A 20,640-nucleotide genomic window follows, 5' to 3' on the forward strand; every position below is an offset into this window, starting at 1 on the left:
AAAAATGAGAAAAATAATAATCCTCCTTGTACTTGTTAGCCTATTGGCTTGCAGTAGTGATAGTGAGCCAGATTATAAACCACCAGCTCCTCCTGAAACTGAAGGAGAAGTTGTAGGAAGCGTAGAAGTCTGGCAAACTACCGGGGACCAATCTCTACTATTAAATCAGAAAGAAGATATAGAGCTATATGATATTGAGCAAGAGGCGAACTATTCCATTTCAATAAATCTTGATAATCAATTTCAGGAAATTGAAGGTTTTGGAGCCGCACTTACCGGTTCATCAGCGTATCTAATTGACAATCTTTCTAATGCTACAAAAAATGAATTACTAAGAGATTTGTTTGATCCAGAAGATGGAATTGGCCTTAGTTACATGCGAATGACCATTGGAGCGTCAGATTTTTCATTGGAAGATTTTACGTATAACGATCTTCAGCCCGGAGAAGAAGATCCTGAATTGAACCAGTTTTCTATTGAAAAAGATGAAAAACACGTAATTCCAGTTTTTAAGGATATTCTTTCTGTTTATCCAGAACTTAAGATAATGGGCAGTCCCTGGAGTGCGCCAGCCTGGATGAAGGATAATTCATCTTTATATGGTGGTAGCTTGAAGACGGAATGGTATGAGACCTATGCTAATTATTTTGTGAAATTTATTGATGCTTATGCTGAAAATGGGATTGCCATAACTGCCATAACTCCACAAAATGAGCCACTCCACGAGGCAGGTTATCCTACTATGCGTATGGAAGCCGATGCACAAGCCGATTTTATAGGAGATTACCTTGGACCTTTTTTCGAAGCAAATTCCATTGAAACGAAAATCATAGCTTACGATCATAATTTTGATCGTCTTGATTACCCCCGAACAGTTCTGGAAGATGATAAAGCTGCACAATATATAGCAGGAACTGCCTTCCACGCATATGCTGGAGATGTTTCAGTTATGAGTACTATCCATAATGAATTTCCGGATAAAGGCCTTTATTTTACTGAAATCTCGGGTGGCCAGTGGGCAACAGATTTTTCAGATAATTTGATGTGGAATATTAAAAACATCTTTATTGGTACTACAAAGAACTGGTCTAAAAATGCCTTACTATGGAATTTGGCTTTAGACGAAAATTTTGGCCCTACTAATAATGGATGTGGAGATTGCCGGGGCGTTGTTACTGTTTCCTCTTCTGGAAATATAACTAAGAATGTAGAATATTATGCACTGGCACATTTTTCAAAATTTGTACGTCCTGGAGCCAAAAGAATCGGTTCTTCTGAAGCGCAATCAGACTCAGGGATATCCAATGTTGCCTTCCAAAATGAAGATGGTAGCATCGCACTAATAGTCTTAAATGAATCAGATAGCTCACGCGAATTATCGGTAAATATTTCCGGAGAGAGCTTTAAACTTAATATGCAATCAAAATCTGTTACGAGTTTAACCTGGATTTAAACTAAAAAACTTTCAATAATGAAAAAAATAAAATTACTTTTTACCGCTTTTACGGCATTCGCATTAATGATTTCCTGCGAGGAAGAAGACAACCTTGCTCCTCTTGGAGAATGGGAATTAAGTGAACCTTTACTCGAAAGCCCAGGCTCCATTAGTCTGGACGAAGATGCCCCTATCGAAGAATATGAATTCACCTGGGAACCTGCAGTTTCTAGCGAACGCTATCAGGTAAGGTATGATGTTATAATAGACTCAACCGGGAGTGGAATTGATGAAAATCCAATTCTAAGTAAAGTCTCTGAAAATGGAGGGAAATCAACTCGTGTAGTTTTCAATGCTGCAGAACTGGATCTTGCTTTGTCCTATGCTGGTTTTGAAGCGGGAAATAATGTAGAGGTAGAAATGACAGTTATCGCTAAAAGTATCGATAAGCAATCTTTGGACACCCAAAAAATAAGTATTTCACGTTTTGAAACGGAATATAAACCAGAGCAACTATTTATAAGTGGTTCGGCTACAGAAGTTGGAACTAACCTTTCGGGAGCACTTCCCACCCGCTCCTTAACCGATAGCGAGGGTAACCTCACCTATATTTTTGAGGCCTATACGCACTTGGAAGCTGGGGAAACCTTTAGGGTATTCAGTAATAACGAGCTTCCTGCCCATGTTTATGGCGGAAGCGAGGGTAACCTGGTAAAGAATGGTTCTGGAATTAGTGTTGATGAAAGTGGAGAATACCGCTTAAGTTTTGATTTTGAAAATAACACCTACGATCTTATGCAGATTGAAAAATTAAGTATAGTAGGAGCTGTTATCCCGAATGGTTGGGGTGGTGATGAACCTCTGGATTATATAGGAAATGGCGAATGGCAGAAGGAAATTTATTTACCTGCAGCCGGTGGTTTTCTTTTTAGATTAAATGAAGACTGGGGTTATCTTTTTAAACAGGTCCAGGGAACAAGTGATCAACTATATATGGAATCTCAGGCTGAGACAGCTGGAATTAATGTTGAAGATTTAGCTCTGGCAGTACCGGGAAATTACACGGTTAACGTAAACCTACAAAGCAATACTTACACTTATAGCCTAATAGGTGAAGAGCCTGATACCACTCCCCCATCAGAAACACCTGAAAGCCTTTATTTACTTTCTAGCGGAGAGCCTATAATTCAATTTGAAAAAGATGAAAATACGTTCAATGCTCCTAATTATCTGTCATTACAAGCTGGAATAACTTATCAGTTAAATAGTGCAGAAGATGGCTCGGGAACTGTTTATTCACTTGAAGGCTTAGTCGGTGAAACTTCAAACCCTGACGGCGATTCTGCTTTTGGAAACGTTAATCTTGTAGAAGGTGGTGAAGGGTTTACCGTGGCTCGTGATCAGGCTTACGATCTAGCATTAAATTTTGAAAGCGGTAGTGCGACCTGGAAATATTATAATATTAAACTTTTTCATTGGGACGAAGCAAATGGTGCCTGGGATGATCGGGATGAATTCCTAATGACTTACGTACACCCATATCAATTTACTCTGACGGAAGATTTGGAAGCCGGTTATCATATGAAGTTCAATTCCCCATGGGATATTCAGTTTGGAGCCGATGATCCGGAAGCTATGTCCGGGACTATGACCAATAACGGCGGTGAAAATTTTGTAAACATCACCAATTCTGGTTCCTATGAGGTCAATATTGAAGTGACCGATGATTATGCTACCGGAACCTACGAATTTATAAGTCAGTAATTAGCCATATTTTAATATCGGGCCGGAGTTTTCCGGCCTTTTTACTCTACATCATATGAAATATCTATATTCAGCAAAAAGAATTTTCTTTTGTGCTTTAGTGATTTCAATTCTTACGAGTTGTAATCAGAATGACAAATCTGAAAAAAAAATTGAAGCTTGGGTAACCAGCTTGGATAAACAAAACTTACTTAAAAAAAGAGACCTGTCGGTCGAAATAAAGGAGGCTGACGCTACTATTACAATAGATTCCTCACAAACTTATCAGGAAATAGATGGATTTGGCTATACTCTTACCGGTGGAAGTGCTTTGCACCTTAATAACATGACCGATTCCTCAAGAGCAGATTTGTTACAGGAACTTTTTGGAACTGGCGAAGACGAAATTGGAGTAAGTTATTTAAGATTAAGTATTGGCGCATCAGATTTGGATGAAGCTCCTTTTTCCTATAATGATCTACCGGAAGGAGAAACCGATGAGCAGCTGGAACAATTTAGTTTGGCCAACGATACCCTCAACTTAATTCCGGTTTTAAAAGAAATTCTTGAAATAACTCCGGAAATAAAAATTTTAGGCTCTCCCTGGTCACCACCAGTATGGATGAAGGATAATGGCGATACTCGAGGTGGAAGCCTTAAAGAAGAATATTACCCGGCTTACGCCAAGTATTTTGTAAAATACATTGAAGCTATGGCAGCGGAAGGAATAACTATTAATGCCATTACTATTCAGAATGAACCTTTACACCCCGGGAATAATCCGAGTCTATTGATGAAGGCCGAAGCCCAGAAAGAATTTATAAAGAATCATCTAGGGCCCATTTTTGAAGAAAATAATATTAAAACCAAGATTATTCTTTATGATCATAATGCCGATCGTCCTGATTACCCTATTTCTATTTTAGACGATCCTGAAGCTGCCAAATATATAGACGGTTCTGCTTTTCACTTATATGGAGGAGAGATTGAAGCCCTTTCTAAAGTACACGAGGCCCATCCAGATAAGAACCTTTATTTTACTGAGCAATGGGTTGGTGCTCCCGGCGATTTTGCTCAAGAAATGGATTGGCATACTGAAAACCTAATTATTGGAGCAACCAGGAATTGGAGTCGCAATGTTTTGGAATGGAACCTTGCCGCTGATGAAAACCAGAAACCGCATACAGATAGAGGTGGCTGTGACCGGTGTTTGGGAGCACTTACTATTTCTGGCGATTCGGTTACGAGGGAACCAGCCTATTATATAATAGCTCAAGCATCAAAATTTGTACGACCGGGATCTATAAGGATTTCTTCAAATGAAATTGAGGAATTACCAAATGTAGCATTCAAAACGCCAGAAGGAAAGATTGTGCTAATTGTACAAAATAAAGCAGAAAAGGAAAAAATCCTTGAGTTGAAAATTGGTAATGAATCAAAAACTGTAAAGCTTCCGGCAGAAGCCGTAGTAACCTTAAAATTATAATTATGACCAAAAGTTATATTCTATCCCTTGTAATTCTATTCGCAACTGCTGCAACTTCCTTTGGCCAGGAAAAAGATGTCTCTGATAAAGTTGAAAAACTTCTTTCTAAGATGAGTCTAAAGGAGAAAGTTGGACAGATGACCCAGGTAACCCTTGATGTAATTGGGGAGGGAGAAAACAGATATTCCAGTTTTGAACCCTTTAATTTAGATAGAGAATTAGTGAGAAAAGCAGTTTCTGAATACAAAGTTGGCTCGTTCTTAAATACAGCCAATAATCGTGCTTTGACTCGTCAAAAATGGTATGAAGTAATCAATGAAATTCAGGATATCAACAAAGCTGAAAATGAACTTTATATTCCAATAATTTACGGAGTAGATCAAATTCATGGGGCAACTTACACAGCGGGTGCCACCATGTTTCCGCAGCAAATAGCTCAGGCAGCAAGCCGTAATCCGGAACTTGTGGAAAAAGGAGCAGCGATTACTGCTTATGAGACACGTGCAAGTGGTATTTCCTGGAATTTTTCCCCAGTATTAGATCTGGGAATGGACCCCCGATTTTCGAGAATGTGGGAATCTTTTGGGGAAGATCCTTATTTGACCTCCGTTCTGGGAGTTGCCATGATCAACGGCTATGAAGGAAAAGATAATAATATTGGCAATCCTGAACATCTAGCTTCAACACTAAAACATTTCTTAGGCTATCACGCGGTAACATCTGGCAAAGATCGAACTCCATCCTATATTCCTGAAGATGCTTTACGCGAATATCATTTACCTCCATTTAAAGCGGCTATTGAAGCTGGAGCCCATACAATAATGGTGAATTCGGGAATTATTAATGGAGTCCCTGTACACGCTAATTATGACCTTCTTACAAACCTTCTAAAAGAAGAACTCGGATTTGAAGGATTGGTCGTTACTGACTGGGCTGATATCGAAAACTTACACCGCAGGGATCGCGTAGCTTCCAGTGACCGGGAAGCTATCAAAATGGCTATTAATGCCGGGGTAGATATGTCGATGGTTCCTTATGAATACGAGCGTTTTTTTGATAATTTAGTAGACTTAGTAAAGGATGGAGAAGTAAAAGAAGAACGAATCAATGATGCCGTAAGGCGAATATTGAAGGTGAAATTTGCACTTAATTTATTCGAAACCCCGGTTACTCATTATAAAAATTATCCAAAATTTGGAAGTGAAGAATTTGAACAGGCCGCTTATGACATGGCTGCGGAATCAATTACACTTTTGAAAAACAAAGAAGAGGTTTTACCTCTGGATAAAAACTCAAAGGTTCTTGTTACAGGACCTAATGCAAACTCGATGCGTACCTTAAACGGCGCGTGGACCTACTCGTGGCAGGGAGAGAAAACAGAGGAATTCGCCACTCAATATAACACCATTCTCGAGGCTGTTCAAAATGAAATTGGAAAAGATAAAGTAGCTTATTTTCCTGGAGTCAATTATGTAATGGACGGGAATTATTATGAAGATGAAAAAGATCAATTTAAAGAAGCAATAGCAGCTGCACAAGAGGTTGATTATATTTTGCTATGCGTTGGCGAAAACAGCTATACTGAAAAACCAGGAGATTTAAATGATCTATATCTTTCCGATAACCAAACTGAACTAGCAAAAGAACTTGCAGCAACTGGAAAACCAGTGATCCTAATTCTAAATGAAGGTAGACCACGTATTATTAGCAAGTTTGAGCAAAATGTAAATGGAATTATTCAAACCTATCTCCCCGGGAATTATGGAGGAGATGCCCTGGCTGATATCCTTTTTGGAGATGTGAATCCTTCTGGAAAACTTCCTTATAATTATCCAAGATATCCAAATGCCCTTATCCCCTACATCCATAAACCCTCGGAAGAACAAACTGCTGCTGAAGGAGTTTATAATTATGAGGCTGATTATAATCCACAATTTTCTTTTGGAGACGGTTTAAGTTATACCCATTTTGAAGTAAAAGATCTAGAATTAGATAAAACTTCTATCAATAAGACAGGAAAAATTAATATTAAAGTCCAAATAACCAATAAAGGTAAGAGAAAGGGGAAGGAAGTAATTGAAGTCTATACTTCCGATCTTTATGCTACGGGTATTACACCTGATGTGAAACGTTTGAGAATGTTTACCAAATTAGAATTAAACCCTGGAGAAACCAAAACTGTTTCATTCACTATTAAAGCCGAAGATTTAGCTTATTTCAATAAAAACAGAGAGCCTATAATTGAACCTGGTGAATTTGAATTAATGATTAAAGATTTAAAACAGACTTTTAAAATAGTGGAATAGATCAAACTAGATAATTCAAAAAAATTAACCGCTATAAAAATGCTTTTCAAAATCATCTTTATAGCGGTTTTATTTGCTCTAATTTTAGTTACCAAATGCCCCATTTAAGACATATACAAAATGTACTAAAATCTAATTCTTATCCCACCACCTACTCTCCCTGGTAATATCCCCTATTTTTCACAGTTGCAATTTTAGCTAACCAAAATTAACTTACTTAATATTTAATTTAATCTTCTTATGAAAGGCTTACTAATCTTATTTTTGATTTTTTCAGGCCTTTCTTTAATCCTGTATTCGCAGCAGGATTTAGAGGGCAGTTCAGATCATCCTATGATAACCAGATACCCCGGAGCCTATATTGCAGGTTACGAGGTAGAGAAATTTAGAGAATATGGCCTGGCCACAGGACCGGTCACCGGATACCGCTATATCGCTGAAAGAGATACAGTTTCAGGCAAACTTACCCGCATAACCTATTACCTTCCAATGTCTAAAGAAGAACTTTCTATCACTGAAGTATATCAGGATAATTTACAGGCTTTAGAAAAAGCAAGAATAAATATCCTGGCAAAAGGGTCTCATCCACAATCTAAACCACAAGGGGAAGTAGGAATGGGAGGTTGGATTGGAACAGCCTTAAGCCCAAATAGTTTTGGGAGCAATTCGGCTGCAAATCTATTATTTAAAGGCACCAGTAGTTCTGGAGGCACATTTGGCATCGTAGGTCAAATCCAAAATCCTGAAGGAAATGTTTACATAGCTCAATATGGGGAGCGACATAGCAACGAATTAATACTGTATCATATAGACATCATTGAAGAGAAAACAGCAGAAACCGGTAAAGTTTCAGCAAATCCGGATTTTATCAAAAAGGAGATAGAAATGCAAGGAAGCGCCACTATCTATGGAATTAATTTTGATTCTAACAGTTCTAATCTTAAAGAACAATCCCAGCCGGTAATCGCTGAAATTGCCAAATATTTAGAACAAAATCCTGAAATCTCTCTTTATGTAGTGGGACATACAGATATGGATGGAAGCCCGGAATATAATCTTAAACTATCTAAAGAAAGAGCCCGCGCTGTAGTAAACGAATTAACCGAAAACTATGGAATTTCAATCTCAAGATTAACCAGCGATGGAGTTGGTTTTCTATCTCCAAAAGCTTCAAATATCACCGATGAAGGCAAGGCTCTTAATAGACGCACAGAACTCGTAAAAAAATTAAATTAATTGACGAATATTCCAACAAGGCAGATATTTTGAAAATTTGAAATGAAATGGGATTATTACCTACTCCGCTCGCTACTCTTCAATCCTCGACTCTCTTTTGGCTTCACCTTCATTTTGGTCCTGTAAAAGCCAAATTGCTCCTGTAACTTTTCCATATCCTTTTCTATCTTCTCATCTAAAATCTTGGCATAGAGGAATAGCTTGTCGTCTATCTGTTTACTATTAGTTCATTTTTTGGACTAGTTGAATTTATCCTTACTATGCTTTATAATTTGTTTTGATGACAATTTTCTATTGATTATTCAGCAAATGGAAATCCTATAGGGCTTAGCACCATAAAGAGTTTTAAAAAATCTATTTTTTTATTTTATCCATCTATATTTGAAAGGTAAGACTTCAAATCAAACTTGCCAGGAAGTAATAAAGCATAAAGTGGACTATGAATAAATATTTTAAATTTAGTTTTATCATATTGTTTGTAGTCTGTACCATTTTAACAGTAGCACTATGGCAAGGTCTTTATTCCTTCATTTTCGCCTGGGTATTAAATTTTATGCTAATGATGGGCGTTGCCTACATTATTCAGATCTTGAAACCAATATTAAGTTCTACATATTTCAATGCGAAGGAATGGGAGAACGAGGGAAAGACTTATAAATGGTTTGGGATTCATGGATTTAGAAAAATACTGGTATGGATTGGATGGGAAAAACTCAACAAAGCTTCTAATCCCGTAAAGAGGAATTTAGATGCATTAAAATATTTGGAATACAACACTCGACAATCTGAATTTGGACATTTGATTATCTTTTTTATTGTATTGGCGTTTACTATTGTTGTAATTATATATTACGGGTTTCAGCAATCTCTGTGGCTAATCATTTTAAATATTCTACTTAATGTTTACCCAATCGGAGTTCAGCGTTACAACCGGCCTCGACTGCAGAAAGCTATAAATAAGTTTAAGAAATTCTCAGTGGTTACTAATAATTAGAACTTTTTCATTTCTCTATAAAAGTCGGCTTAACACTTCTCTAAATGCATAGATGTACCTGATTATATATTCTTCAATTAGCGTGATTATTCTATTTTTTTCTGTTAACTTTAATAATCCTATGAAGTTGTGATGTTAGATAACAAACCACCAGAGCAATCTCCAAAAAATGAAGCGGTTCTTCATTCAGGTGGGAAAAAATTATTTTTCAATAAGGAATATATAGGTGAATTTGTCTATGGAGGTATAGATGGAGCAATTACAACCTTCGCTGTCGTAGCCGGAGCCGAAGGTGCTAGCCTTGGGATTTCAGTAGTGATCATCCTGGGGTTAGCTAATTTAATTGCTGATGGCTTTTCTATGTCTGTAGGTAATTTTTTCTCTACCAAGGCCGAGAAAGATAACTTTGATAAACACAGGCAGTTAGAATATTGGGAGATTGAAAATTTAAGAGAAAAGGAAGTTCAGGAAATAAGGGAGATCTATAGCGCGAAGGGCTTTAGTGGTGAGTTACTGGAGCAGGTTGTAGAAGTAATAACAGCTGACAAGGATGTGTGGGTAGATACTATGATGAAAGAGGAGCTTGATATGGTAAGAGGTGAAAAAACTCCGTATAAAACAGCTGGAGTCACCTTTATAAGTTTTATAGTAGTGGGAGCCGTTCCTCTACTTTCTTATGTATTTATGAGTGATGATACCTCCAACATAAATTCTCAACTTTTTATTTATTCATGTATTCTTACCGCAGTTGCACTTTCAATTGTAGGAGCACTAAAAAGTTTGGTAACCGAAAAAAATGTAATTATAGGAATTCTCGAAACCTTATTATTAGGCGGAATTGCAGCTTTTCTTGCCTATTACGTAGGAGATGTACTGGAAAAGATGTTTTTATAGGAGCTCTATTTAATCCGGTTAGAATAAAATATTATTCCTATATTGCTTATTTCAAAAAATTAAAGATTGCTCGATCATTGTATTAAAATTCATTCCTCACCTGGCTTCTCTTTATTTTTCTTCTTTTCTTGCTCCTTTCTAAGTTGCTCCTGCAACTTTTCCATATCTTTTTCTACCTTCTCATCTAAAACTTTGGCATAAATCTGTGTGGTCTTAAGAGACCTATGTCCTAACATCTTGCTTACAGACTCTATAGGAACACCTTTAGATAGTGTTACGGTCGTGGCAAATGTATGACGGGCTAAATGTGTGGTAAGGTTCTTTTTAATACCGCAAACGCTGGCTATTTCCTTCAAATAAGCATTATATTTTTGATTGGAATAAACCGGCAAAACTACTTTCCCCATTTTTACCTTGGGATGGTCTGCATATTTCTCAAGTATTGCTTTTGGAATATCAAGCAAAGGTACACTGCTTAGTGATTTGGTTTTTTGTCTTTTGGTTTTTATCCATTGCTTACCTTTTGAATCCAAAACGATATCATTTGCGCTCAATTTTTCTACATCAGAGAATGATAGACCGGTATAGCAGCAAAAGACGAAAATATCCCTCATCCTATCCAGGCGCGGAATTTCAAAATACTGTTCCACCAAATTCTGAACTTCAATATCCGTAAGAAATTTTCGTTCGGAAGGTTTCCAACTCCCTTTCCAATGGAAAAAGGGATCTTTTTCTATCCATTGATTCGCATAAGCGATACGGATGATCTTTTTAAAATTTACGATATACTTTTGGGCCGTATTGTGAGCACAGTCTTTTTCCGATTTTAAATAATGATTAAACCCAACAATAAATTGGTGGTCCACATCTTCTACGGGTATGTCTTTTACTTTATAACGATACTTAATGTAATCTTCAATATGCTTTTTACAGGCATTATATCTTTGCAAAGTTCCTTTGGTATATCCTTTTCCGATTAGTTTTTCCATATCATCATTATGATCCTGAAAAATTTCAACCAGCATATACTGCTTCTCCTCCTTGCCCATATAGATATCCTTTATAATCTTCGCAGAAACTCTTTTCCCCTCTCTTAAAAGGCGATCGTGAATATCATATAAGGAAGCTCGCATATCGTCAAGGTATCTTTTTAATGCTTTTGCCTCCGTCGAATTCCCACGGGTGCTATTCGTATGGCTATTCCATTTACCTGCATCAATTTTTCTTGATGTTGTAAAATCTGTGCGCTTACTGTTATATGTAAGACGTGCGTAAATAACGGCTTTCGTGTTTTGATTGGAAGTCGTTTTTTTCGGATAAAAAGTAATAAATAGTGAGTTGATCATCGGTGCTTGTTTTAAATATGCACCTCAAGGTATAAAATTTAAGTGTTAAAAAAACGTCGCAACTATTTTATTAACAGGTCATTAGGAGTTTCAAGGTGCATATATTTTCATAAAAAAATATGCCCCGAATTCAGCACCAATCACTTAGCATTTTTTGTGATATTTTGAAAGGTTTGGGAATAAAAAAAGCCTCTAAATCATTGATTTTGAGGCTTTTTAGGATATTTTGATACTTTAAAAGCGGTCTGGACGAGACTCGAACTCGCGACCCCCTGCGTGACAGGCAGGTATTCTAACCAACTGAACTACCAGACCGTTGCTTTATTGCGAGTGCAAATATACATCTGTTTTATTATTACACAAACCTTTTTTTAAAGTTTTTTCAGCATTATTTTTATACCATTAGGCAAACTTTTGTCTTTCAACAAAATAGGTTGTCAAAATTTTATCGAAGTTTTTATTAATATCGGCTTCTACATAGTTAATCTTATATTTAGCGCATTCCAATTTCAGGTCAGCAACATATTTTTGTACCGCCTTTTGGTAATTTTCTCGAATATTTTCAGAATAAAGATCTATTTCGGCCCCGGTTTCCACATCGGTAAAGCGTTTCGGAATATTCTCAAAGTCAAAATCTAATTCCCGCTTTTTATCCATCACATGAAACAAAACAACTTCGTGCCTGTTATATTTTAAATGCCGCAAAGCTTCAAAAAGTGCTGCTTCTTCAGTATCGGCCTGGAACATATCGGTAAACAAAAACACCAGAGAACGGCGTTTTAACCTTTCAGCAATTTGATGCAGAAAAGTGTAAGTTTTAGTTGCTTTATGAGTTGTTTTCTTCTCCAGGCTTTTATTTAACGCGCCCAGTAACATATGCTGATGCCGATCACTGCCTTTTTCAGGCGCGTAAAACTCAAATTCATCGCTATATATGCTAAGGCCTACCGCATCGCGCTGCCGCTTTAAAATCTGCATTATACTGGCTATAGATAATACCGAAAAACCAACCTTATTAAGAGAGTTTACCGAAAATTTCTTCACTTCAGGATAATGCATCGAAGCCGAATTATCCATAATAAAATGACAGCGCAAATTGGTTTCCTCTTCGTAGCGTTTAGTGTAGAGCTTATCGGTTTTAGCAAAAAGCTTCCAATCTATATGCTTGGTACTTTCGCCGTTATTGTAAATCTTATGCTCGGCAAATTCTGCAGAAAACCCGTGAAACGGACTCTTATGAATTCCCGAAATATAACCTTCTACCACCTGTTTCGCCAAAAGTTCTAACTGGGTAAACCCCGCCGCCGAACTATATATTTCTTCCTTTAAATCCATTCCGTACTAAGATAAATAAAAGCTGGTGTTTTAAAACTAAAAAGCCGGCAATAAAAAACCCGGTACAAGACCGGGTTTTCAAATTATATAAAATGCTAAAAATTATAGCAATTCGTCTAAAGCCTCAGCGTAAGTATTTTTTGGTGCAACACCTACCTGGCGGCCTACTACTTCTCCATTTTGAAAAATAAGCACAGTTGGAATATTTCTCACTCCGTATTTCGCAGCAAACTCCTGGTTAGCATCAACATCTAGTTTTCCTACAACAGCTTTCCCGTCATATTCAGTACTAATTTCCTCAATAATTGGTCCTACCATTCTACAAGGTCCACACCATGCAGCCCAAAAGTCTACCATTACAGGTTTGTCACTTTTTAGTACCTGCTCTTCAAAATTCGCATCAGTTATTTCAATAGCCATAATTATCTATTTTTAATTTCTGTTATTATCATTAAAGTGTAAAATTAGTCAAATATTTTTGCTTTCCTTACACAAGCGATATTGTATTTAATTATACGCTTATTCAACTCGTTTATTTGGCGGTTTCCCCGCGCTCGTAGCGCGGGGTCGGGCTTTCAGCGCTACACGGTAGCTTGCTTCAATCCCTAACCGGAAAAATCAGTTTCCAGTTGGCAGTGAGCAGTGAGCAGTGAAAAATAAATATTCGTGCATTCGTGGCCTTAAAAAACATATTACTGCATACTGCAACTGCTTACTGAATACTGAAATCAATTCAACTTATACATCACCTGTTCATCTTCCAAAGTATGTAAAAGCTCTTGCGAAATTTTCACTTTTTGTTTCTTACTTGGCATATGTAATTTTACCTGTTCTTTCATTTCATACACCACAAAATTCAGTTTATGGTCACCTCTATGGGTTCTAAAAACATCTTTAAACCAGTTGATTTTTTCCTCATGGAGATCCGCAATATCCAATTGAATTGTGAGTTTTTTCGCAAATTGATCCATCACATCGTGTAACAAATAAATGTTGTTAAACTGAATTCTTGGTTCTCCCTTTTTACCGGTTTCTTTATTGGTCCAGCCTTCTTTTACAAAGATCTTGATATGCACAAATGAATTTGGAACCAGAAAGTGCCTGAATTTTAAATATTCCTCACCAAACATCCTAAACTCATAAGTATCGGTATAATCTTCTACACTAAACATCGCCCAGCCTTTACCCATTTTTGAAACCCGATGCTGCACATCGCTTATCACCCCACCAAACGTAAGGTCTCGGTTTACGCATCTTTCCAGATCATTGAATTCTCCCAACTTGGAGTTACAGAAATAATCCATCTCATACCTAAAATCGTCCAGTGGGTGACCCGAAATGTAGATTCCTACCACCTCCCGTTCTCTTCTCAGTTTTTCCATAGTGCCCCACTCTTCACAAGGCGGCACCACAGGTTCCGGAATTTGGACTTCACTGGCTTCCCCAAACAGACTCACTTGTGAGGAATTCTCATTTTCCTGGAATTTTGCTGCGTATTTAATCACTTTTTCCAGAAAGGTAATTCCGTCGCCATCATCGTGAAAATATTGCGCGCGGTGTGTATCGCCGAAGCCGTCGAAACCACCCGCTAAGGCCAGGTTTTCAAAAGCTTTTTTATTAGCCGAACGCAAATCAATACGTTTCGCCATATCAAAAATAGATTTATACGGCCCGGCTTCTGTTTTTCGGTTTTCCACAATAGTAGCAACCGCACCCGATCCTACTCCTTTAATAGCTCCCATTCCAAACCGAACCGCATAATCTTTATTTACCGAAAATTTATAAAATGATTCATTTACATCTGGCCCAAGTACATCAAGCTTCATTCTCTTACATTCTTCCATAAAGAAAGTAACCTGCTTAATATCATTCATATTATTAGAAAGCACCGCAGCCATGTATTCCGCAGGATAATGCGCTTTTAAATAAGCGGTTTGATAAGCAATCCAGGCATAACAGGTAGAGTGAGACTTATTAAAAGCATAGGCCGCAAAAGCCTCCCAGTCTTTCCAAATCTTCTCTAAAACGTCTCTTGGATGCCCTTTAGATTCACCACCATCCAAAAATTTTGGTTTTAATTGTTCCAGTAAAGCGAAGATCTTTTTACCCATCGCTTTACGTAAAACATCAGCTTCACCTTTACTAAAGCCTGCCAGCTTTTGCGAAAGTAACATCACCTGCTCCTGGTAAACGGTAATTCCGTAGGTTTCCTGGAGATATTCTTCCATTTCGGGTAAATCGTATGCTATTTCCTCATCGCCGTGCTTACGTGCAATAAAACTCGGAATATACTCCATTGGCCCGGGACGGTACAATGCATTCATGGCAATAAGATCATCAAAAACCGTTGGCTTAAGATCTTTCATATGCTTCTGCATTCCCGGCGATTCATATTGAAAAATCCCTACCGTTTCCCCACGTTGGAAAAGTTTGTAAGTTTCTTCATCATCTAGCGGAAATTCATCGGGCACCAAATCTATATTATGCCTGCCTTTTACAATTTGAACCGTATCTTTAATTAGGGTTAGCGTTTTCAACCCCAAAAAGTCCATTTTTAGTAGTCCGGCGCTTTCTACAACCGAGTTATCAAACTGCGTAACATAAAGATCGGAATCCTTTGCTACTGAAACCGGCACATAATTGGTAATATCTCCTGGAGTAATAATTACCCCACAAGCGTGAATCCCGGTATTTCTAACCGAGCCTTCAAGAATCCTCGCCTGGTTAACGGTTTGCGCTTCCAGGTCATCCCCTTCAGCAATATTTAAAAGTTCGTTTACTTTTTCCAGGTCTTCACTCCTGAATTTCTTTTTGAGTTCCTTCTCATCCATTCCGAAGATCTTCCCGAGCTTGGACATGGTTGGAATCAATTTCGAAATCCTATCGGCATCTCCTAAAGGAAGATCCAGAACCCTGGCGGTATCCCGAATGGAAGATTTGGCAGCCATCGTTCCGTAGGTGATAATCTGCGCAACCTGGTTGGCACCGTATTTTTGAATTACATAATCCATAACCCGGCTTCGACCTTCATCATCAAAGTCAATATCAATATCGGGCATACTCACACGATCGGGATTCAGGAAACGCTCAAAAAGCAGATCGTATTTAATGGGGTCTATATTGGTAATTCCCAAACAGTAGGCAACCGCACTTCCCGCCGCTGAACCACGCCCGGGCCCAACCGAAACATCAAGATTTCGAGCTTCGCGAATAAAGTCTTCAACAATAAGGAAATATCCCGGATAACCAGTATTCTCAATAACGGAAAGCTCAAAATTAAGTCGGTCTTCAATATCGGGAGTGAGTTCCCCGTAACGCTCTTTAGCACCAACAAAAGTAATATGTTTCAGGTAGGCATTCTCTCCACGTTTACCACCATCGTTTTTATCTTCCTCAACTAAAAATTCTTCAGGAATGGTAAAAGCAGGTAAAAGTACATCACGAGCCAGCTCAAAAGGCTCAATCTTATCTACAACCTCCTGCACATTACTAATGGCTTGAGGCAGGTCTTTAAAGAGATTTTTCATCTCTTCGCCACTCTTAAAATAATATTCCTGGTTTGGCAAACCATAACGGTAACCACGACCACGACCTATTGGCGTCGCCTGTTTCTCCCCATCTTTTATACACAATAAAATATCGTGGGCATTAGCATCTTCTTTCGCGCAATAATAGGTGTTATTACTAGCCACCAGTTTTACATTATGCTTTTTTGCAAAATCTACCAGCACCGTATTTACACGGTTTTCATCTTCCTGGTCGTGACGCATGATTTCTATGTAAAGATCGTCACCAAATTCTTCTTTCCACCAAAGTAAAGCTTCTTCAGCCTGGTGTTCTCCAACATTTAAAACCTTACTCGGCACTTCGCCGTAAAGGTTACCGGTAAGCACAATAATATCTTCTTTGTACTCCTTTATAATTTCCTTATCAATTCGCGGTACATAATAAAACCCATCGGTATAGGCTTTAGAAGACATTTTTGCCAGGTTATGATAACCTTTTTTGTTCTTGGCCAGCATCACCACCTGGTAGCCATTATCCTTTCGGGATTTATCGGCGTGATTTTCACATACAAAAAATTCACAACCTACAATAGCTTTTAATTCCCTGGCTTCTGCCGGTTCGTTATTGGCAATTGCCTCTTCATTTTTTGCTCTAATTGCTTTATTATAATCGCCAATTTCTTTTACAAAATGAAAAGCGCCCATCATATTTGCATGATCTGTAAGCGCTACAGCAGGCATATTATTTTCGGCAGCAACATTTACGAGATCTTTTATACTAATTGTAGACTGTAAAACCGAAAACTGGGAATGGTTGTGTAAATGAGAGAACGGAACCTCATCAAGCTTTTCGAGGTTTTCCTCGATTTCTTCAGTAGTGATTTCTGAAGTAGGTTGTTGCTTTTGAAGCCTTTTTCTTATTTCTTCAGAAGCCTTTTTAAGGTTAATGTGTTTTAATCCAATAAGCTCTATAGGCTGCGGATTAGCTTCTGAAAAATTCTCAAAATAATCTGCAGGTACATCAAGCTGTTCCTTTGTAAAAGCTCTTTGACGCACTAATTCTAAAAAACACCTTGTAGTTGCTTCCACATCGGCAGTAGCGTTGTGGGCTTCGCCAAAAGGCTCATCGAATAAGAATTCGTGTAATTCGGTTAGGGTGGGTAATTTAAATTTACCGCCACGTCCACCGGGAATTTTACACATTTGAGCGGTTACTTCAGTACAGGTATCCAAAACCGGTAACTCCTGAAGGTTATTTTCCATCGCTTCCCTATGGAATTCGGCCCCCATAATATTCAGGTCAAAACCTACATTTTGCCCTACTACAAATTTGGTTTTATTCAGCGCTTCCTGGAATTTTTCCAGCATTTCAGTTAAGGAAATACCTTCTTCCGCAGCAAGCTCGGTAGAAATTCCGTGGACTTTTTCAGCATCGTATGGAATATTGAAACCTTCGGGCTTTACCAGGTAATCCTGACTTTCTACAAGCCGCCCCATTTCATCATGCAACTGCCAGGCAATTTGTATACATCTTGGCCAGTTATCAGAATCAGTTAAAGGAGCGTCCCAACGTTTGGGAAGACCGGTAGTTTCGGTATCAAAAATAAGGTACATGTGCGGCGAAAATTAGGAATTCAGCTGAATATGAGATGTTTATTTCAGAAGAAAAAACACCTGCTTCGAGGCTAAAATTACATATAATTTAGCGCAGCCTCAAGTTAATTTTTCAGGATTTATTAACGATATTTTTTAGCTTAAAAGAAGTTCCTATTTTGTATAAATAAAAAAACCTCACAAGCACCGTTTCCGGTAAGTTGTGAGGTCTATACGAACACTAAAAACTACTACTTCAATCAAACATCTGTTCGTACACTTTTACGTTATTAATGCTGCTTTGTATATTTTGTTGCTGCCTGTTAAGTTTAGAACTTAAACTTGGCGGTAAATCTTTTTCCTTAGTTATGTCTTTATAATCTTCTAAAGCGGCCTTTTCCCCACGCAAGCTTTCTTCCAGCATAGCTTCATCATTGTCACTCTCTACAGAAGATTTTAACTTCATCCATGTGCGGTGTATATCTCCTTTTGCACTACCATCTTCTTTGGGTATTTGGCCATAGCCTGTAATCTCTTCCCTTAATTCTTTAATAAAGATTTCCCGCTCCTGTGACTTTTGTTTAAAAAACTCCTGAAGCTTCCTGTTTTTTGCATTTTTAGACGCAGCGTTAAAGCCTTCTCGTGCATCATAACTCTTCTCAAGTAATTCGTTGAGCTTATTGCCCATTTCTTCTTTGGTTCTCATAGTTGATTAATTTTTTATTGACGATTAGGCTTCTAATTCCAGACTCTTTAATTTATTGAGTGCGGCTACAATCCCATTCTTTTGTTTTAATAATAGATTTGCCGTTGTTGGTGGTATTTCGGGATCTTTTAAAACCTCTTCATACTCATCTACAGCTACCTTCTCGCCTCTTATTGCTTCTTCAAGCGCAGCTTCATCTTTATTTCCTGAAAAATTAGTTTTAAGGTTCATCCACGTGCGATGGGCATCACCGGCTAAACTGGAACCTTTCTCGGGATTCTCCCCAAAATCACGGATTTCAGTTTTAAGCTCGTGGCCAAAATCGTATCGTTCCTGAGCCCTTTCAGAAAAAAAAGCTTTAAGCTGTGGGTTTTGAGAATTTTCAGAAGCATATTTATAGCCTTTCTCGGCATCATAATTCTTTTCAAGTAAGGCGTTCAATTTTTTTGAAACTTTTTCAGAATATCTCATCTTCACTTCGCTTTTTTAATAAATTCAGTTATAAAGATAAAGCGCCCAATCTACAGCAACAACCTGTTTAACAGGGTTTAGCACTAATTAACTGCTTTTAACAACAGCCGCTTATTTTAACCTAAAAACTTCCCAAATTCGGTTATTTATAGCCTTCCGGCATCTAAAATTTATTTTAAGTCCAACTCCTTGTGAATTAGAAAAATGTAGTATCTTTGCAGCCTTATTAATAATCGGGGTCGGGAACCCCACAAATTAATTTTTATGCCAGTAAAATTAAGATTACAAAGACACGGTAAAAAAGGAAAACCTTTTTTCTGGATCGTAGCCGCAGATGCGCGCTCAAAAAGAGATGGTAAATTCTTAGACAAATTAGGAATCTACAATCCAAACACCAACCCTGCTACAATCGAGTTAGATGTAGACGGAGCGGTAAAATGGTTAGAAAACGGTGCGCAGCCAACAGATACTGCTCGTGCTATACTTTCTTACAAAGGAGTTTTACTTAAAAAACACCTTGCGGGTGGCGTTAAAAAAGGCGCTTTAACTGAAGAAGAAGCTGAGAAGAAATTCGAAGCCTGGTTGGAAGAAAAAGAAGCTAAAATTGCTGCTAAGAAAGACAACCTAACCAAAGAACAACAAGAAGCTAGAAAGAAAGCTCTTGATGCTGAAAAAGAGGTGAACGCTAAGCGTGAAGCTGAAGCAAAAGAAGCCGAAGCGGCAGCTGCTGCTGAAGCCGAAGGTGCTGCAGTAACCGAAGAAGGTGAACCTGAGGCTAATGTGGAAAAGGAAGTTGATCAAGAGACTGCCGAAGAAGCAAAAACCGAAGAAAAAAAAGGCTAAAACCTTAACTGGCGATGACTAAAGACGAATGTTTCTTTTTAGGTAAAATCGTTGGTAAATTTAGCTTTAAGGGCGAGGTGCTTATTAAATTAGACACCGATGTTCCCGAAATGTATTTAGAAATGGAATCAGTGCTCATTGAATATAATGAGAACCTGGTTCCATTTTTTATTGAAAGAAGTTCGCTACAAAAAAGCACCTTACTTCGCGTTAAATTTGAAGATATTGAAACCGAGCAGGATGCCGAAGACCTTGTAGGCGCTCTTACCTATCTTCCACTTACTATGCTTCCAGATCTGGAAGACGACCAGTTCTACTTTCACGAAATTATTGGTTTTGACGTAATAGATGCCACCCACGGTAATATTGGCAAGATCACTTCTATAAACGACAGTACCGCACAAGCTCTTTTTGAAATTCAAAAAGGCGAAAAGCAAATTCTTATCCCTATGAACGATGAGTTTATAGATAAAATAGATAAGGAAAATAACACCATCTATCTAACTACTCCCGAAGGTTTGGTGGAGTTGTATCTTGGGTAGCAGTTTTTAGTTGGCAGTTTGCAAAAGTTTTAATCGTCATTGCGAGGAAGGCGATAGCCTGACGTGGCAATCTCCTCTGTTCGAAATAGACCAAAATCAAAATCTACATTACTTCAATTCAAAAGATTGCTTCAGCTGAAATAAATCAGCTTCGCAATGACAAAAGGATTAGTGATTAACCACAAAGATGCCTTTGCTTTCCCT

The 20,640-nt window shown here is 38.0% G+C and carries 15 protein-coding genes and 1 tRNA gene; 9 read left to right on the plus strand and 7 right to left on the minus strand.

Translation table 11 applies throughout. From position 1 onward, the window contains the following. Window positions 1-4 precede the first annotated feature (4 nt). The 7 genes from J0871_RS02110 (at window position 5) to J0871_RS02140 (ending at window position 10,094) form a co-directional block, all read left to right on the plus strand. On the plus strand, window positions 5-1,453 hold the full coding sequence (locus tag J0871_RS02110; protein WP_208223043.1) for a glycoside hydrolase family 30 beta sandwich domain-containing protein: 1,449 nt from the start codon (window positions 5-7) through the stop codon (window positions 1,451-1,453). 18 nt (window positions 1,454-1,471) lie between these two features. Further along, window positions 1,472-3,199, plus strand: a complete 1,728-nt coding sequence (locus tag J0871_RS02115; protein WP_208223044.1) for a SusE domain-containing protein — start codon at window positions 1,472-1,474, stop codon at window positions 3,197-3,199. Window positions 3,200-3,371: 172 nt separating this feature from the next. Beyond that, window positions 3,372-4,664, plus strand: coding sequence for a glycoside hydrolase family 30 beta sandwich domain-containing protein (locus tag J0871_RS02120; protein ID WP_243870366.1), 1,293 nt, complete (start codon window positions 3,372-3,374; stop codon window positions 4,662-4,664). Window positions 4,665-4,666: 2 nt separating this feature from the next. Further along, window positions 4,667-6,970, plus strand: a complete 2,304-nt coding sequence (locus tag J0871_RS02125) for a glycoside hydrolase family 3 N-terminal domain-containing protein (protein ID WP_208223046.1) — start codon at window positions 4,667-4,669, stop codon at window positions 6,968-6,970. A gap of 240 nt (window positions 6,971-7,210) precedes the next feature. Beyond that, window positions 7,211-8,206, plus strand: a complete 996-nt coding sequence (locus J0871_RS02130; protein ID WP_208223047.1) for an OmpA family protein — start codon at window positions 7,211-7,213, stop codon at window positions 8,204-8,206. Window positions 8,207-8,645: 439 nt separating this feature from the next. Continuing rightward, a complete protein-coding gene (locus J0871_RS02135; RefSeq protein ID WP_208223048.1) occupies window positions 8,646-9,200 on the plus strand; it encodes a hypothetical protein in 555 nt (184 codons plus the stop codon). Between the two features lie 132 nt (window positions 9,201-9,332). Continuing rightward, window positions 9,333-10,094 carry a VIT1/CCC1 transporter family protein gene (locus J0871_RS02140; protein ID WP_208223174.1) on the plus strand — a complete coding sequence of 254 codons (762 nt, stop codon included), beginning with the start codon at window positions 9,333-9,335 and terminating at the stop codon, window positions 10,092-10,094. Window positions 10,095-10,183: 89 nt separating this feature from the next. Here J0871_RS02140 and J0871_RS02145 read toward each other — a convergent pair whose 3' ends face one another. The 7 genes from J0871_RS02145 to J0871_RS02175 all read right to left on the minus strand — a co-directional run bounded on the left by J0871_RS02145 (window position 10,184) and on the right by J0871_RS02175 (window position 19,051). Continuing rightward, window positions 10,184-11,440, minus strand: a complete 1,257-nt coding sequence (locus J0871_RS02145; protein WP_208223050.1) for a site-specific integrase — start codon at window positions 11,438-11,440, stop codon at window positions 10,184-10,186. 241 nt (window positions 11,441-11,681) lie between these two features. Further along, window positions 11,682-11,755 (minus strand) — tRNA-Asp (locus tag J0871_RS02150). 87 nt (window positions 11,756-11,842) lie between these two features. Next, window positions 11,843-12,775, minus strand: a complete 933-nt coding sequence (locus J0871_RS02155) for a DUF58 domain-containing protein (protein WP_208223052.1) — start codon at window positions 12,773-12,775, stop codon at window positions 11,843-11,845. A gap of 102 nt (window positions 12,776-12,877) precedes the next feature. Continuing rightward, window positions 12,878-13,195: a thioredoxin gene (gene trxA / locus J0871_RS02160; protein WP_075325050.1), complete on the minus strand. Its 318-nt coding sequence runs from the start codon at window positions 13,193-13,195 to the stop codon at window positions 12,878-12,880. A gap of 308 nt (window positions 13,196-13,503) precedes the next feature. Then, entirely contained in the window at window positions 13,504-17,895 is a 4,392-nt protein-coding gene (dnaE, locus tag J0871_RS02165) for a DNA polymerase III subunit alpha (RefSeq protein WP_208223054.1), read from the minus strand. Between the two features lie 235 nt (window positions 17,896-18,130). Beyond that, complete coding sequence (locus J0871_RS02170) at window positions 18,131-18,580, minus strand: PA2169 family four-helix-bundle protein (protein WP_208223056.1); 450 nt, start codon at window positions 18,578-18,580, stop codon at window positions 18,131-18,133. Between the two features lie 24 nt (window positions 18,581-18,604). Beyond that, a complete protein-coding gene (locus tag J0871_RS02175; protein ID WP_208223058.1) occupies window positions 18,605-19,051 on the minus strand; it encodes a PA2169 family four-helix-bundle protein in 447 nt (148 codons plus the stop codon). A 264-nt stretch (window positions 19,052-19,315) separates the two neighbouring features. Here J0871_RS02175 and J0871_RS02180 point away from each other — a divergent pair, with 264 nt between their 5' ends. Together J0871_RS02180 and rimM are read left to right on the plus strand one after the other, a co-directional pair. Then, complete coding sequence (locus tag J0871_RS02180) at window positions 19,316-19,894, plus strand: 30S ribosomal protein S16 (protein ID WP_075325054.1); 579 nt, start codon at window positions 19,316-19,318, stop codon at window positions 19,892-19,894. Between the two features lie 14 nt (window positions 19,895-19,908). Beyond that, window positions 19,909-20,436, plus strand: a complete 528-nt coding sequence (rimM, locus tag J0871_RS02185) for a ribosome maturation factor RimM (protein ID WP_208223060.1) — start codon at window positions 19,909-19,911, stop codon at window positions 20,434-20,436. The last annotated feature ends 204 nt before the right edge of the window (window positions 20,437-20,640 follow it).

The sequence above is a fragment of the Salegentibacter sp. BDJ18 genome (assembly GCF_017579965.1).
Classification (GTDB): domain Bacteria; phylum Bacteroidota; class Bacteroidia; order Flavobacteriales; family Flavobacteriaceae; genus Salegentibacter.

Excerpts from the sequence above, each read along its gene's own strand:
- J0871_RS02110 (WP_208223043.1), top strand. The coding sequence starts at position 5 with ATGAGAAAAATAATAATCCTCCTTGTACTTGTTAGCCTATTGGCTTGC.
- J0871_RS02115 (WP_208223044.1), top strand. The coding sequence starts at position 1,472 with ATGAAAAAAATAAAATTACTTTTTACCGCTTTTACGGCATTCGCATTA.
- J0871_RS02125 (WP_208223046.1), top strand. The coding sequence starts at position 4,667 with ATGACCAAAAGTTATATTCTATCCCTTGTAATTCTATTCGCAACTGCT.
- J0871_RS02130 (WP_208223047.1), top strand. The coding sequence starts at position 7,211 with ATGAAAGGCTTACTAATCTTATTTTTGATTTTTTCAGGCCTTTCTTTA.
- J0871_RS02135 (WP_208223048.1), top strand. The coding sequence starts at position 8,646 with ATGAATAAATATTTTAAATTTAGTTTTATCATATTGTTTGTAGTCTGT.
- J0871_RS02140 (WP_208223174.1), top strand. The coding sequence starts at position 9,333 with ATGTTAGATAACAAACCACCAGAGCAATCTCCAAAAAATGAAGCGGTT.
- J0871_RS02145 (WP_208223050.1), bottom strand. The coding sequence starts at position 11,440 with ATGATCAACTCACTATTTATTACTTTTTATCCGAAAAAAACGACTTCC.
- J0871_RS02155 (WP_208223052.1), bottom strand. The coding sequence starts at position 12,775 with ATGGATTTAAAGGAAGAAATATATAGTTCGGCGGCGGGGTTTACCCAG.
- trxA (WP_075325050.1), bottom strand. The coding sequence starts at position 13,195 with ATGGCTATTGAAATAACTGATGCGAATTTTGAAGAGCAGGTACTAAAA.
- dnaE (WP_208223054.1), bottom strand. The coding sequence starts at position 17,895 with ATGTACCTTATTTTTGATACCGAAACTACCGGTCTTCCCAAACGTTGG.
- J0871_RS02170 (WP_208223056.1), bottom strand. The coding sequence starts at position 18,580 with ATGAGAACCAAAGAAGAAATGGGCAATAAGCTCAACGAATTACTTGAG.
- J0871_RS02175 (WP_208223058.1), bottom strand. The coding sequence starts at position 19,051 with ATGAGATATTCTGAAAAAGTTTCAAAAAAATTGAACGCCTTACTTGAA.
- J0871_RS02180 (WP_075325054.1), top strand. The coding sequence starts at position 19,316 with ATGCCAGTAAAATTAAGATTACAAAGACACGGTAAAAAAGGAAAACCT.
- rimM (WP_208223060.1), top strand. The coding sequence starts at position 19,909 with ATGACTAAAGACGAATGTTTCTTTTTAGGTAAAATCGTTGGTAAATTT.